Here is a 15,015-nt window from a genome sequence, read left to right as displayed (position 1 = left end):
AGCGGCACCGGCAGTCAGGATGGCGACAGCCGCGACACCACGCGGTGGGCGTGGTCGGCCGCCGGGTCACCGAGATCGTCGAGGATCCGCGCCGCCCGTTGCCATGCGTCGACGGCTCGGGCGATGTCGCCCATCGCCTCCCGTGCCTCACCGAGCCGCTGCAGGGTCTCGGCCTCGTGGTAGCGGTCCGCGGACTCCCGGAACAGCGCGATGGCTTCCTCGTAGCAGTCGGCCGCCCGATCGTGCTCGCCCAGGCGGGCGTGGGCGTAACCCAGGCTGTCCAATGTCGCCGCCTGGCCGTTGTGGTCGCCGCTGGCCCGCTGCTGGGCGAGCGCCTCGGTGCAGCTCTTGATCGCCCGTGGAAAGTCGCCCGTGGCGGCGTAGAGCCAGCCGACCGCGTTCAGCGCCCGGGCCTCCCCGGCGCGATTGCCGACCGACCGGTACAGCCGCAACGCATCCTGTCCGTGGCGGAGCCCCTCCTCGGGTCGTCCACGCATGTAGCAGACCTCGGCGTGGTTGTGCAGCGTCTGCGCCTGGCCGGTCGGATCGTCCAGTCGCCGGTGCAGGTCCAGGGCGCGCAGCAGCCGCTGCTCCGCCACGTCGAGGTGACCGAGGCGGGCCTCCGCGCGGGACAGCAACCGGTTGGCGACGGCCTGCCCGGCAAGATCGTCGACGCGTTCCGCCGCGGCGAGCGCGACCTGCTGGACAGCGTGCTGATCCCGCCAGAGGCCACGTGGGGCGAAGAAGGTGGTCAACGCCCAGGCCAACTGCCAGGCGTACGCCTCGAAGCCGGTGTCGGCGGCCTGGCGCACCGCGCGCAGCAGCACCTGGCGTTCCGCTGCGAACCAACCGAGCGCCGCGTCGTGGTTCTCCGACGGGGATCTCACGTTCGACGGCACCGGAGGAAGCGGGTCGATCGCCGGCCACTGCGGCTGCAGCAGCACCGCTGCCGGGTAGGAACTGTGCAGGTAGTAGTCGAACAACCGGTGGCGTGCCTCCCGTGACTCGTCGGCCTCCCCGGCGGTCCGCGTCAGTTCGGCCGCGTACGCGCGAAGCAGGTCGTGGAAGGCGTACCGGCCGGGCAGGTGTTCGGTCAGCAGGTGCAGCCGGGTCAGCTCCCGCAACGGCGCGGCGACGGTCGCCGGGGTCTGCCCGGCCAGCGCCGCTGCGGCCTCGGCGGTCAGGTCGGGCCCGGGGTGCAGCCCCAGCAGGCGGAACAGCCGGGCCGCCGGTCGGCTCAGCGCCAGGTAGGACCAGGAGAAGACGGCTCGTACGTCGCCGTCGGCCAGCGCGTCCAGCATCGCCTCGTCGGGGCGCAGGCTGGCGGCGAAGGCGTCGAGTGGGAAGCCGGGATGCAGCGCCATCCGCGCCGCCACGATCGACAGCGCGAGCGGCAGGCGGCCGGTCGAGTCGATGATGTCCGCCGTGGCGGCCGGCTCGGCGGCCAGTCGACGGACGCCGAGCCGGCTGGCGAGCAGGCTCATCGACTCGGCGCTGGTGAGCACGTTCAGCCGGATCGGGTGGGCGCCTTCGGCGACGATCAACCCGGACAGCTCGTCCCGGCTGGTCACCACGACCACGCAGCCGCCGGCACCGGGCAGCAGCGGTCGTACCTGCGCCGAGTCGCGCGCGTTGTCGAGCACCAGCAGCATCCGGCGGTCGGCCAGCAGGCTGCGGTGCAGCCCGACGCGGGCTTCCAGGCTGGCCGGTATCCCGGTGGCCGGCACACCGAGCGCCTCCAGGAAACCACGGAGGGCGTCGCTGGGATCGACGACATCGGCCTCGTCGTAGCCTCGGAGATTGACGTAGAGCTGGCCTTCGGGGAACCACTCGGACGCCCGGTGTGCCCAGTGCAGGGCGAGGGCGGTCTTGCCCACCCCGGCCATGCCGGAGATCGTGAAGATGGACACCGCCGCCTGTTTCGCCGGTTCCGTGGGCCGACCGGCGTCGAGGGCCGCCAGTTCGCCGCAGCGGCCGACGAAGCCCGGTGCCGCCAGCGGCAGTTGCTGGGGTCGTTCCCCGGCCGGCCCGGCCAGGTCAGGGTCGGCGGCGTGGATGAAGTGCACCCGGTCGGCGGCGGACAGGTCGAACGCCTCGGCGAGCAGCCGGACCGTCGACGCGCGGGGACGGGCCACCCGTCCACTCTCCACGTCCCGGATGCTGCGGACGGCGAGGCCGGTGGCGGCCGCGACATCCTCCTGGGTCATCCCGAGCCGCCGCCGGTGGGCTGTCACCATCTGACTAAACCGGGCCATGCCCATCCGTTCATGGCCTACCAGGTCCAGAATGGACCCGTCGGCCTCTCGACGGGGAAATGGATGTCCGGTGATGGTTTCTACTGGATGGCGTCCTCCTTGTCGAGCCGAGGCTCGACGGCCGGGACGGTGGGCCAGGTGACGGCCGAGATGGCGGGCGGGCCGCTGGTGTTGGTCAGGGCGTGATCATGCTGTCGGTCAGGTTCTCCGCCACCGCGTCCAGGCTCAGCGGCGGTGCGACCCAACGGTCGATCGCCTCGGCCGCGGTGTGGCTGACCCCGACCCGCCAGTGCTCCACCAGCCATCGCCCGGCCTGTGGGTCACCCGGCCACTCCGGGCCGATCTCGTGCGCGAGCAGCCCGGCGATGGACGTGCCGAACTCCCAGGAACGCAGCCGGGTGGCGCTGACGAAGTCGCCGCAGAGCACGTCCAGGTACTCGATCGGGCCAGGCCGGGCGGCGAGGTGCTCGGCCATCAGCTGGTCGTACCGGGACCGCAGTTCCGCCGGGTCGGCCGGGCGGCGCGCGGCGTCGACGGCGAACAGCAGCCGGACGCACTGTGCGCGGGTGACGATCAACAGCCGTTGCGCGGTGTCGTTGCCCAGGGCCGCCGCGGTGCCTGCCGGGAACGACCGGTTGAGCCAGCCTGGGTGCAGGAACATGTTCTCGGTGACCACACCCCAGCCCTCGACCAGGCCCTCGTCGCCCATCCGGCGGCCGTCGACCGGCAGTTCCGCGCAGGTGTACGCGAAGTGCAGCGCATGCCCGACCTCGTGGAACAACGGTCGGCAGTCACCCACTCCACCGCCGGGTGACACGGCGACGACGATGTCGTCGGGAACCCGCACCGGCAGGCAGTACGCGCCGGGCACCTTGCCGGGCCGGGCTTCCAGGTCGAGCCGGATCCGGGGGGCGAATTCCAGCCCCAGTTCGCTGACCAGGAGGCGCAGCAGCGGCAGGCAGGTCGCCAGGTCGACCGGGTCGACGAAGGTGGTACGCGCCGCGCCGATGAGCTGGGCGACGGTGAACGAACCGGCGGCGAACCGGGGACGCCGGATCGACTCGTACCGCGCCCGGGTCGAGTCGAGAAACGCCCGCGCCTCGCGCTCCAGCCGGCCGAGGTCGTGCCGCTGCACCCGGTCGGCGTAGTCGATCAGATCCCGGTAACCCGCCGCCTTGACGACGGTCAGGCGTCGCTGCTCCGACTCCAGCCACAGTGGGGCGATCTCGCGGTCGTACAGGTCGTGCAGGGTGTCACGCGGGACCCCGACGTCGGGTGCGGTGGCGGCGAGACGCCGGGCGCGGGCGAGATCGATTCGGCCGCCGTTCCCGTCGGTGACGGTGACCGTCTTCTCGCGCTCGGCGATGCGGGTGCGCAGCGGAGTGGTTTCCGCCTCCATCAGCGCCTGGAGCACCAGACCGACGAAGGGACGCCCCGACCCGTCCGCGATGCCGGCGGCCCGCAACGCGGTGACCGTGTCCGGTCCGAACACGTCCGGCCACGCTGCGTGGATCTTCGCCGGCTCGAACGTGGTGGCCTCGCCGAGGCAGTACCGTGCCTCGGCCTCGGCAATCGTGTCCAGGATCGTGTCCACCGGTGGACGCAACGATTCGATCAGGGGGTGAGTGCTCATCGGGATGGCCCTTCTGCTTGCGCCCGCCGCGACAACATCGCGATCGCCACCGCGACCGGCACACCGGCCAGCATCAGCAGCTTGTAGGCGTCGATGTGGATCGGGCCGTAGGCGGCGGCACCGAGGGTGGCGGTGGCGACCAGTACCCCGCCGCCGGCCGCCGAGTAGAGCTGGAGTTTGGACGAGGCGATCACGTCCCGCAGCGTGAACATCGCTCGGGAGTGGCGATCGGGTACGGCGTCGTACCAGGTGGTCAGGTTGGCGTTGCCGTAACCGGCGGCGCAGACCGCGGACCCGACCACGATGACGGCGAAGCAGGCGATGCTCGCTCCGCTCGCCGCGCCCTCGGTCGTCGGCACGAAGACCCACAGCAGGCGCGTGAGCACCGTGCCGGCCATCGTGTAGACGATGAGGCGGTACGCACCGAGCCGGTGCGCGACGCGACTCCAGCCCAGCAGGCTGATCGGCGCGGCCAGTCCGCGTACGCCGAGGATCACCGCCACGGTGCCGGCGGGGATGCCGAGGTGGAGCACGGCGTAGATCGCCAGCAGCGGCGTGACCAGCACCGTGTCGAGGAGAAAGATGACGCTGAGCCGGCGGAGCGGGCCGTCGGCGACCAGTCCCACCGCAGCGGCGCGCAGCTCGCCGAGGGCCTGGGGGTGGGTGCCGGCCGGCGCCGGCGTGTGCGGCATGCGGCCCAGCGTCGTGATCGAGACGACGAGCAGCACCGCGAGCACCCCGAGGAGGATCCGGTACTCGGTGCGGTCGACGACTGCGCCCGCCAGGAGGCCGAAGCCGAGCAGCAGCACCACGTTCAGGATCTGGGTGGCGAACTGCATCCGGGCGACGAACCGCGGACGACGGTCGGGCGAGACCAGTGTCCGCATCCACGGGTGCCAGGCCACCCCCCAGCTCACCGAGATCGCCACCTCGATGGCGAGCAGCACCGCCACGAACGCCGCAAAGACGGCAGCGGTGCCCCAGCGGTCCAGCTCCGGCACTGCGGCCAGCGCCACCAGCAGGAGCAGCACGCCCGCGTATCCGAACCGCATCGTCCGCCGGAAACCGAGACGCCGGGGCAACCGCACCGCGAGCAGTTGAGCGGGCACGCTCAGCACCAGCAGTCCCAGTGCCGTACCCACCTGCGCCGGCGTGAGGCCGAGCGTCTGGACGCCGTACAACTGGACGAGGTCGGCGCTGAGCCGGCCGGTGGCGAAACAGAGCGGGACGATGACCATGTTCGCCACGATGGCGAGGCGTTCGACGCGCGGCTCGCTCGACGGCGCGACGGTGGCCGGGGCGGCAGTGCCGCCGGTCAGCTCCGCCCGAGCACCGACGGCAGGTAGCTTCGCGTCAACCATTGATAGAGTTCCATGTCTCGGGTGTTCGCGGCGCGGAATGTGTCGATGGCCTCGGCCGGCAGCAGCCGCTGATCGTCGCGGTCGCCGCTGTTCAGGTGGAACGTGGCCGGCCGCTTCCAGGACAACATCCTGCCGAGCAGGGCCTGGCACTCGGCGAACCGCTCGACCGTGCCGACGAAGGCGCAGCTCTCCTCCACGGCCTTCATCGCCAGGGCCAGGTCGTCGTCGGTGGTCTCGACGTTCGTCGTACCGGACAGGAAGCGCACCTGGTCGTCGCGGAACTGAAGCGGCAGACCGGCCACGCCGTCGGGCAGCCCGGCCTGCAGGGCGGCCCAGAGATTGCCGGTGTCGCGCTTGCGGTAGGCCCAGTACCAGTAGGAGACGCAGCGGTCGACCGGCTCCCGCAGCATGGTGACGTACCGGACCGGTCGTTCGATCCTGCGGTGGATGCCGACCGGCAGGTTGAGCGCGATCGCGTCGTGGCGGTACTGGTTCTCGTGAATCTCCGCGACGATCCGCCGCACGTCCTCGTCCGGGCTGTCGACGGTCTTGGCGCCCGGCTGCCCGGCGCTTCTCCGACCGGAGACGAGGTACTGCTTGAACCGGCCGGGATAGTTGTTGAGCAGGGCCTCGATGATGCTGTTGCCGGCATTCTTGTTGATGTGCACGTAGCACAGCAGCGGGTCGGACGTCACCGTTCTACTCCACGAAGTCGTAGATGTACTCGCCGAATTCGGCGCGGTACCTGTCCTGGGTCTGCTGCCAGGCGTTCGAGAGATTCGTCCGGTCGGCCGGGCCGCGCGTGCCGAAGTAGGGGAAATGGTGGAAGTAGTAACCGAAGATCCGGTCGCAGTGCGCGAAGTACGCGTGCGTGTCGAGGATGTGGCCGTGCCAGAACTCGTCGATGTCGATGTGCGGCGGCAACAGTTCGCCCTCGTACCGACGACGCAGGTACAGCCAGTTCTTGTAGAGCCGTTCGTAGTAGTCCGCGCGGGCCGGGCTCCATTCGCTGCCGAGCACGTCACGTCCCTGGGTGAGCCGGTGCTTGAGCGGCCCGAAGTCGATGGCGTCGATGTACCGCCGAACCTCGGCGAGGTCGGCGATGCGGTTGGCGGAGGTGTCGAGGGGAACCTCCCAGCGAAGTTCCTCGGCGGGCTTGACGACGATCTCAGTCATTTCGCAGCCAATCTCGATCGGTCGACGGGGTTGCGGTGGTGGTCCGGGACCGCACCGCCGCCCCGGACCACCGGTCCACGTCAGACGGCCTGGTCGCAGCACATCACGCGGGTCGACGGCTGGCGGACGTCTGCCGCCTCGGTCGCGTCCTCGACCTGGGGAGCCGGGGTGGCCTGCTCGGTGATTTCGGTCTCGACGACCTCAGTGATCTCCGACATTGTGCTCTCCCTTCCTGATGCCCGCACCACGGTCGCTGACCGATCGGTACGAACAGGTGTTGGATGGTCCGCTGCGGAAGGGTCCCGTTAATAAAAATGTCATCCGCAGCGGCTACCAGGAACGCTATTTCCACGCCCTCGGACCCTCCAGGAGATTGACCGGCAGTTGACCGGCAGGTCTCCGGTGGAGCGCAACTACTCAAGCGCTCAAGCACGGCAAACGTGTGCCCGGATGTGCGGCGACTACGGCTGGGATCGGGTGGTCTTCAGACCCAACCAGGTGGCGAGCGCTTCGATCTCGGCGTCGACCTCGGCGGCCATCGCCCGAGTGAACGGCACGTCCTCGTGCAGGGCATTGACGACGAGGACGCCCGCCTTGCGGTCGGCGGTCGCGTCCAGCTTGCCCACCAGCCGGTCATGATGGAGTACGGGCAGAGCGAAGTAGCCCCACCGACGCTTCTCCCGAGGCTTGTACATCTCCAGGAAGTACTCGTAGCCGAACAGTTGCTCGGTGCGTACCCGATCGTGGATCAGCCGGTCGAACGGCGACAGCAGCGCGGTGCGCCCCTCGAACGGCAACCCGAGGTACGCCGGGTCGACCCGGAAGGTTCCCGGCACGCCCTCGACCACGGCCTCCTCCCCCGCGATGCCGACGAACGGTGACTCACCCGGGGTCACCGTGCCACGGGACCGGGCGATGCCCAACGCCGCGAGCCGACGCTCGTCCCGCAGCCGGGTCGCCTCGCCCGGATCGAGGTCGGGCAGGCCCACCGGGTACACCCGCTCGGGGAGATCCCAGCAGCGCTGCCGTCCCCTACGTCCGGAGATCGCCACCTGGCCCTGCCGGGCCAGCAGTTCGAGCATCCTGGTGACGTTGCGATTGTTGGTCCAACCGCTCGACGGCCACGGCACCACACTGGTGTCGGGGATGTCCCGCGACAGCAGCGGACCCCTCTCCGCCAGCACCGCCAGCACGTCCCGACGGAACGAATCGTTCTGCTCCATCCAGGTTCGGGCGGACGGATGAATCGCGGCGCGGGCCTCGGCGATCACGGCGGGCAGGTGGCCCGGTGGCCGGATGTAGGCGACGGTCTCGACCAGGCTGCGCTCGACCTCGATCGCCCTGGTCAGTTGCGCGGGATCGTAGGCCGGACCGAGTCGGCTCCACAGCACGAGATCGGCGCTGGGAGCGATGGCCGCCGTGGGGTCGAGTTGCAGAATCGTCAGGCGCTCGACGACGGCCACGAGGTCGCTCGGGCGCGGCGCGGCGAGCAACTGGGTCCGGATCGCGATCCGACGGGCTTCGACCAGGCTCAGCCGATGAACGACCATGCCACCGACCCTAGTGCCCTCGAAATCCGCACGCCCCCGGCGGGGTTTCGCCGCAGGGAAGTGGGGAATGCCGGGCGACCGTTTCGAGTGGTCCAGCCGGAGAGGCGATCAGATGACCGCAGCGCACATCGGCACCAACGTGCCGGCTGACCCGTGGCCGTTGCGTCGTGACGCCACGGTCGCGGACCACATCGTGCAACGGCTCGCCTGCTGGGGCGTACGCCGGTACTTCGGCTTTCCCGGCGACGGCATCAACGGGATGACCTCGGCCCTGCAACGCACCACCGAGCAGGTGCAGTTCGTCCAGGTGCGCCACGAGGAGACCGCCGGATTCGCCGCCTCGGCGCACGTCAAGTACGGCGGTGGGCCCCTCGGCGCGGTGCTGGTCACCAGCGGTCCGGGCGCCATCCACGCGCTCAACGGCCTCTACGACGCGAAGCTGGATCACCAGCCGGTGGTCGCCCTGGTCGGGCACACCGCACTCACCGCCGAGGGTGGCGGCTACTACCAGGAGGTGGACCTGCTCGCCCTCTACAAGGACGTGGCGGCGGCGTTCCTGGCCCAACTCGACCACCCGTCCCAGGTACGCCACCTGGTGGACCGGGCGTGCCGGACGGCGCTGGCCCGGCGTACCGTCACCGCCCTGGTGCTGCCGCTCGACGTGCAGGACCTGCCGGCGGTGCCCAACCCGCCGCACGCACACGGCTTCTACCACACCAGCAGTGTGCCGAGCAGCGGCCCGACCGTGCCGCCGGAGGCGGACGTCCGGCGCGCCGCCGAGGTGCTCGGCAGCGGCGAGCGGGTGGCCATGCTGGTCGGTCAGGGTGCGCTCGGCGCCGAGAACGAGGTACGCGAGGTCGCCCACCGGCTCGGCGCGGGCGTGGCGACGGCGCTGCTCGGCTTCACCGCCGTGGACCATCGGGAGCCGTGGGTGACCGGTGCCATCGGTCTGCTCGGCACCCGGCCCAGCTGGCAGCTGATGAACGAGTGCGACCGGCTGCTCATCGTCGGCAGCAACATGCCGTACTCGGAGTTCTACCCGCCACCCGGGCAGGCGCCGGCGGTGCAGATCGACCACGACGGCACCCAACTGGGACTGCGCTACCCGACCGAGGTGAACCTGACCGGTGACGCCGCGCCCACCCTGCGGGCGCTGCTGGCCGCGCTCGGCCCCGGCCCGGGACCGACCGGGTGGCGACAGACCATCGCCGGGGCCACCGCCGCCTGGCGACAGTCGCAGCGGAAACTGGCCGAACAGAGCGCCGACCCGGTCAACCCGCAGTTGCTCTTCGCCAGCCTCAGCGAGCGGCTGCCCGACGACGTGATGCTCGCCGTCGACTGCGGCACCACCACCGCCTGGTACGCCCGGCACGTCAAGGTCCGGCCGGGGATGCTGGCCAGTCTGTCCGGCACCCTGCTGTCCATGGGTGGCGCGATGCCGTACGCCCTGGCGGCCAAGTTCGCCCACCCGGACCGCCCGCTGGTGGCCCTGATCGGTGACGGCGCCATGCAGATGAACGGGGTCAACGAGCTGATCACCGTGGCGAAGTACTGGCAGAGCTGGGCCGACCCACGGTTCGTGGTGCTGGTGCTCAACAACCGGGATCTGGCGTTCGTCAGCTGGGAGCAGCGCTCCAGCGAGGGCGCCCCGATGTTCCCGGACAGCCAGCAACTGCCCGACATCGCGTACCACCGCTGGGGCGAGGTGCTGGGGATGCGCGGCGAACTGATCGACCATCCGGACCAGGTGGCCGACGTGTGGCAGCGGGCGCTGAACGCCGACTGCCCGACGGTGATCAACGCGCTGGTCGATCCCGCCGAATTGATGATGCCCCCACACTTCACCGTCGACCAGGCCCGCAACACGGCGGCGGCGGTGCTGCGCGGCGACACCGACTGGGCCGGCATCATCCGCCGCGGCATCCCCAGCGTCCTAACCACCTACCGCCCCCGCTGACCCACCCACCCCCTTCGCCCCCTTCGCCCCCTTCGCCTCGTTGATCATGAGGTTGTTGTCACGCCACGCCGGGCGGGGCGACAACAACCTCATGATCAACGAGGCGGGCCGGGGGGTCGGGGTGGGGAGCGGGGTGGGTGGTGGGGGTTAGCGGCGGTTTTGGAGCCAGGGGCGGAGGAGGTCGAACACGGGGTTGTCGGGGGTACGGCGGCGGGGATCGGTGAACGGGTCGCGTTCGACCGGGCGTCGGGGGGTGCCGACCAGTTCCCGGCTGGGTGCGGTGAAGGCCTGCTCCGGCTGGCCCTCGACCGCCGTACCGATGATCCGGGCGACTGCGTCGATCACCCGGGCCTGCACGGCGGCACCGACGGACTCGGTGGGGTCGTCCGGGTTGGCGGCGATACCGGCGACCGCGACCTGCGGGGTGTACGCGACGAAGCTTTCCGTGGCGGCCTGGTCGGAGCTACCGGTCTTGCCGGCCACCGGACGCCCGCCCAGGATCCGGTTCACCGCGGTGGCGGTGCCGCCGTTGCACTGCCCGAAGGCGGACTGCTGACCCACCGGGCAGCGCGCCGCGTCAGTGGCGGCACGGGCCACGTCGGCGTCGAGCACCCGCCGGCAGGACGGGTCGCCGACCGGCAACCGTGCACCGTCCGGCGCGGTCACCGACACCACCGGCACCGGCGCGCAGTACGTCCCCTCCGCCGCCACCGTGGCGTACGCGTTGGCCAGGTCCAGCGGGGTGGTGGCGGCCACGCCCAGGGTGAACGCACCCCAGTTGGCGGCGTCGTTGTCGGCGAAGTCGGCGTCGGACGCGGCACGGAAGGTGATGCCCAGCCGCTGCGCCATCTCGACCACCTTCTCCGGCCCGACCTGCTCGGACAGCCAGACGAAGTAGGTGTTCACCGAGCGGCCGAAGCCGTCCCACATCATCCGGTAGCCGTCCATCCACGTCGGGTTGGCGTTGGCTGGGCACCAGCGGCCGTCGCAGCTGCTCGCCCCGTCGGCGGCGTACCGGGTGGGCAGCCTACTGGGCGCGTCGAAGCCGGTGGACAGGCTCCGCCCGGATTCCAACGCGGCGAGCATGGTGAACAGCTTGAACGTGGAGCCGGCCTGGTAGCCGGCCACACCCGGACCACCGGAGATCAACGGGTTGACGGTGTTCGGGTAGTTGACCTGCCCGTCCGGGTTGGCGTCGAGGCTGTAGTGCCGGTTGACCGCCATCGCCAGGACCCGACCGGTGCCGGGCTCGACGGCGGCGATCGGGACCGCACGCGGGTTGTCGTACCCGTAGATGCCGGTGGCCTGGCGCTGTGCGGTGGCCTGGACCTGCGGGTCCAGCGTCGTCACCACGCGGTAGCCACCGCGCCGGAGTGCCTGCTCCCGCTCCTCGACGGTGTCGCCGAACTCGGGCTGGGCGACCCACCAGCGGCGCAGGTAGTCACAGAAGAAGCCCCAGCCGTCGCCTCCGCCCGCGGTGGCGGCACAGCCGTTGGCCTGCTCGCTCGGGTCCAGCGTCAACTTCTCGGCCCGCGCCCCGGCGGCCTGCTCAGCGGTGATCGCACCGGTGGCGACCATGGAGTCCAGCACGTACGCCCGCCGGGCCAGCGCCGCGTCGGCGTCACCGTCGATCGGGCTGTACGCCTCCGGCGACTGCACCAGGCCGGCCAGCAGGGCCGCCTCGGCGAGGGTCAGATCGGCCGGTGCCTTGGAGAAGTAGCGCTGGCTGGCGGCGGCGATCCCGTACGCCCCGGAGCCGAAGTACGCGATGTTGAGGTAGCGGTTGAGGATCTCGTCCTTGCCGAGGCGCTGCTCCAACGCGTTGGCGTACCGGATCTCCTGGATCTTGCGCCCGATGGTCGGTTCGGTGGCTGCGGCCCGCTCCTCCGCGGTCCGGCTCGGGTCGGTCTTGAGCACGTTGCGTACGTACTGCATGGTCAGCGTCGAGCCGCCCTGCCCGGTGCCCTCGGTGACGTTGCTGACCACAGCGCGCAGCATGCCGCGCGGGTCGACCCCACCGTGGTCGTAGAAGCGCCGGTCCTCGGCGGCCACGATCGCCTGGCGCATCACCGGTGCGATCTCCGCCAGCGCCACGTCCCTCCGGTTGATGTCGTAGAACGTGGTGATCAGCGTCTTGCCGTCGTTGGCGTAGAGGTAGGACCGCTGCGGGGTGGCCGGGGTCCGCAGCGCGTCCGGCAACGCGGCATAGTTCCCGAGCGCCGCCTTCGCAGCGAAACCGAGCAGGAGGTTGCCCGGCAGCGCGGCGACCGCCAGGACCAGGCCGGCGAGCACGCCGGTCAGCACGACGGTGAACAGCCGCGACAGCGGCGTAGGGGTGGCCATGGTCACCAGGATTGCCGCGAAAGCCGCGATCCGGCCACCACAATTGGCCAGTTGTCAGGCAATTCACCGTGAGTTGCCAGCCAACTCGGCCATGGGCGGCGGCAGCATCGGGGCCGCATCCGGACACCGGGGACAGCCGGTCGCAGAGTCCGCATCCTCAGACCGTTCCCAACGGACCCGTGCCACCCGGGCCCATCGGCGCGCTCGGACCGGCGGTCGCGACGCTGGCACTGGTGGCGTCCCGGAGGATCTCCCGGGGCAACAGGCGGCCCGAGCGGTAGCAGATGCCGATGCCGGCGATCAACACGAAGATCGCCCCGAAGGTCTGCAGCGATCCGATCAACGCGCCGCCGAGGCCGAGCAGCGGACTGGCGATCATCAGCATCGCCCCGTCTCCGATGCTGAACATCCCCGAGCGGGCCACCGCCCACCCGGTGAGCAGCCAGCCGGCGCTGTAGCAGGTGGCACCCACCAGCACCAGCGACCGGGCGGTGGCGCCGAAGACCGGGGTCTGCTCGGACAGGCCCGCGAAGGGCAGCATGAGCACCGTGCCGGCGATGCTGACCAACAGGCCGGCCGCCGCGGCGTGCCGGCTGCGGGTGGCGGCGAGCAGCCCGGTCAGCCCGAGCAGGGCCAGCAGGCCGAGCCAGACCGCGGCCACCCAACCGATCAGGTACAACGCCCGGCCATCGGCCGGATACGGGTCGTTGCCCACCCCGCCGTCGCTGGCCATCGCCACCGCGCCGTAGAGGATCGCGTACGCCGGCAGCAGCCAGACCGCGGCCCGGGCCAGCCGCCGCAGCGACCAGGCCCAGCTGGCGTTGGTGGCGGGTCCGGGCGGTGCCGGGTCGTCGACGAACGGGAGTACGCCGAACCCTCCACCGGTACGCCGGGTGCCGATCGGCCCTTTCGGGTCGTGGGCTCCGGGCGCCTCCGGCGTGGACCACAGCCGCCGCACCGGCTCCATGCGTCACCTCGCTCATCCACGAGCGGTGCCGGGACACGCCGAGGCGCCCCGATGCCTGGTCACCACCCGCACTAGGACCGATGGTGGCAGGCACCGGGGCGCCCTGTGAGGCTTTTTCGCATCCGCCCGACGCCGACCGGGCGGGTGACCCCCGCCCGGTCGCCGGGATCAGCCGCGTTCGCGCTGGTCCGAGGTGTCGTTGAGCAGGCTCGTCGGGGAGACCGGCTCCGGTGCCGGCAGCCCCTGCGGGTTGTTGCCGCCGGAGGCCTGCGCCTCGGCGACGCGTACCTCGTTGTGGATCTCCTGAGCGGCGAGCGCGGCGGCCTGCGCGGCCTCGGCGGCCTCCCGCTCGACGGCGCTGGCGTCCTCGGACGCCTCCTGGCTCGGCGCGTCGCCGACCATCTGGCTCAGCCCGCCCAGTGCGCCGCCCATGCCCTCCAGGGCCTTGGTCAGCTCAGCCGGCACGATCCACACCTTGTTGGCCGTGCCGTTGGCGATCTGCGGCAGCGCCTGGAGGTACTGGTACGCGAGGACCTTCTGGCTCGGGTTGGCCTGGTGGATGGCGTCGAACACGGTCCGGATCGCCTTCGCCTGGCCCTCGGCCTGCAGGATGCGGGCCTGCCGGTCACCGTCGGCGCGCAGCACCGCCGCCTGCTTCTCACCCTCGGCCGAGAGGATCTGCGACTGCTTGTGACCCTCGGCGTTCAGGATCGCCGCCCGGCGGTCCCGCTCGGCACGCATCTGCTTCTCCATCGAGTCGCGGATGCTCGGCGGCGGCTCGATCGCCTTGATCTCCACCCGGGTCACCTTGATGCCCCAGCGGCCGGTGGTCTCGTCCAGCACCCCGGAGAGGTGTCGGTTGATCTCCTCGCGGCTGGTCAACGCCCGCTCCAGGTCCAGCGAACCGATCACGTTACGCAGCGTGGTGACGGTGAGCTGCTCGATCGCCTGAAGGAAGTTGGAGATCTCGTAGGTGGCCCGGACCGAGTCCACCACCTTGAAGTAGAGGACGGTGTCGATCGACACGACCAGGTTGTCCGAGGTGATCACCGGCTGCGGCGGGAAGCTGACCACCTGCTCGCGCATGTCGACCTTGGTACGCACCGCGTCGACGAACGGCACGAGGATGTTCAGACCGGGGTTCAGCGTGCGCTTGTACCGGCCGAGCCGCTCGACGACGTCCTGACGCTGCTGCGGCACGATCCGCACCGACTTGGCCAGGGTGACCACCGCGATCAGGGCGATCGCTATCAACAGGGCGGGAACTATGAACTCCATCCGTTCACCTTTCAGCCTCGGGTAGCTCACCGGGAGTAGTGACGTCCCGCCAGACCAGGGCTACCGCTCCCTTGACCTGGATGACCTGCACCCGTTCGCCGGGTGCCAAAACCTGGGTGGCGTCGTAGGCGCGAGCACTCCACACCTCGCCGTCGATCTTCACCATGCCCCGGTCGGCGTCGACCTGCTCCAGAACCAGCGCAGTCGAACCCTCGATCGCCTCGATACCGAAGGTGGTGGTGTCGCTGTCGGAGCTGGTCTGTTTGTGTCGTTGGATGACCGGTCGCGCGGCGAAGACGGTCAGCGCGGAGACGACCGCGAAGACCACCGCCTGCACGGGCACCGACGCGCCGAGCGCGGCGGCGCCCGCGGCGGCGAACGCGCCGACCGCAAACATGATCAAGAATAGGGTCGCCGTGAAGACCTCAGCGACCGCCAGCACCACACCCAGCACGATCCACAGCACGGCATCCACGTAACGATCGTGACATGTCA

Annotated in this window: 12 protein-coding genes; 1 reads left to right on the top strand and 11 read right to left on the bottom strand. The window is 70.8% G+C overall.

Going from position 1 to position 15,015, the window contains the following annotated elements; genetic code table 11:
- Window positions 1-14: 14 nt before the first annotated feature.
- The 7 genes from Vlu01_RS22000 to Vlu01_RS21970 all read right to left on the bottom strand — a co-directional run bounded on the left by Vlu01_RS22000 (window position 15) and on the right by Vlu01_RS21970 (window position 7,975).
- Entirely contained in the window at window positions 15-2,255 is a 2,241-nt protein-coding gene (locus Vlu01_RS22000) for an ATP-binding protein (RefSeq protein WP_239096047.1), read from the bottom strand.
- Between the two features lie 175 nt (window positions 2,256-2,430).
- Window positions 2,431-3,888, bottom strand: a complete 1,458-nt coding sequence (locus Vlu01_RS21995; RefSeq protein WP_204002689.1) for a hypothetical protein — start codon at window positions 3,886-3,888, stop codon at window positions 2,431-2,433.
- Entirely contained in the window at window positions 3,885-5,249 is a 1,365-nt protein-coding gene (locus Vlu01_RS21990; RefSeq protein WP_204002687.1) for an MFS transporter, read from the bottom strand. Before Vlu01_RS21990 ends, Vlu01_RS21995 begins: the two co-directional genes overlap by 4 nt.
- Window positions 5,204-5,944: a sulfotransferase family 2 domain-containing protein gene (locus tag Vlu01_RS21985; RefSeq protein WP_204002684.1), complete on the bottom strand. Its 741-nt coding sequence runs from the start codon at window positions 5,942-5,944 to the stop codon at window positions 5,204-5,206. The genes Vlu01_RS21990 and Vlu01_RS21985 overlap by 46 nt, the downstream gene beginning before the upstream one ends.
- A gap of 4 nt (window positions 5,945-5,948) precedes the next feature.
- Complete coding sequence (locus tag Vlu01_RS21980) at window positions 5,949-6,425, bottom strand: glycine-rich domain-containing protein (RefSeq protein WP_204002681.1); 477 nt, start codon at window positions 6,423-6,425, stop codon at window positions 5,949-5,951.
- A gap of 80 nt (window positions 6,426-6,505) precedes the next feature.
- On the bottom strand, window positions 6,506-6,643 hold the full coding sequence (locus tag Vlu01_RS21975; RefSeq protein WP_204002679.1) for a hypothetical protein: 138 nt from the start codon (window positions 6,641-6,643) through the stop codon (window positions 6,506-6,508).
- 243 nt (window positions 6,644-6,886) lie between these two features.
- Entirely contained in the window at window positions 6,887-7,975 is a 1,089-nt protein-coding gene (locus tag Vlu01_RS21970) for a DNA glycosylase AlkZ-like family protein (protein ID WP_204002677.1), read from the bottom strand.
- Window positions 7,976-8,087: 112 nt separating this feature from the next.
- Here Vlu01_RS21970 and Vlu01_RS21965 point away from each other — a divergent pair, with 112 nt between their 5' ends.
- Window positions 8,088-9,932 carry a thiamine pyrophosphate-requiring protein gene (locus tag Vlu01_RS21965; RefSeq protein WP_204002675.1) on the top strand — a complete coding sequence of 615 codons (1,845 nt, stop codon included), beginning with the start codon at window positions 8,088-8,090 and terminating at the stop codon, window positions 9,930-9,932.
- Between the two features lie 147 nt (window positions 9,933-10,079).
- Here the strand turns inward: Vlu01_RS21965 and Vlu01_RS21960 are convergent, their stop codons facing one another.
- From Vlu01_RS21960 to Vlu01_RS21945, 4 genes are all read right to left on the bottom strand, one after another.
- Window positions 10,080-12,275 carry a transglycosylase domain-containing protein gene (locus Vlu01_RS21960; RefSeq protein ID WP_204002673.1) on the bottom strand — a complete coding sequence of 732 codons (2,196 nt, stop codon included), beginning with the start codon at window positions 12,273-12,275 and terminating at the stop codon, window positions 10,080-10,082.
- A gap of 157 nt (window positions 12,276-12,432) precedes the next feature.
- Complete coding sequence (locus tag Vlu01_RS21955) at window positions 12,433-13,242, bottom strand: hypothetical protein (RefSeq protein ID WP_204002671.1); 810 nt, start codon at window positions 13,240-13,242, stop codon at window positions 12,433-12,435.
- 168 nt (window positions 13,243-13,410) lie between these two features.
- Window positions 13,411-14,520, bottom strand: coding sequence for an SPFH domain-containing protein (locus Vlu01_RS21950; protein ID WP_204002669.1), 1,110 nt, complete (start codon window positions 14,518-14,520; stop codon window positions 13,411-13,413).
- 4 nt (window positions 14,521-14,524) lie between these two features.
- Entirely contained in the window at window positions 14,525-14,995 is a 471-nt protein-coding gene (locus tag Vlu01_RS21945) for an NfeD family protein (RefSeq protein WP_204002667.1), read from the bottom strand.
- Between the last annotated feature and the right edge of the window lie 20 nt (window positions 14,996-15,015).

The sequence above is a fragment of the Micromonospora lutea genome (assembly GCF_016863535.1).
GTDB lineage: Bacteria > Actinomycetota > Actinomycetes > Mycobacteriales > Micromonosporaceae > Micromonospora > Micromonospora lutea.
This window is presented reverse-complemented; position numbering and strand designations above follow the sequence as displayed.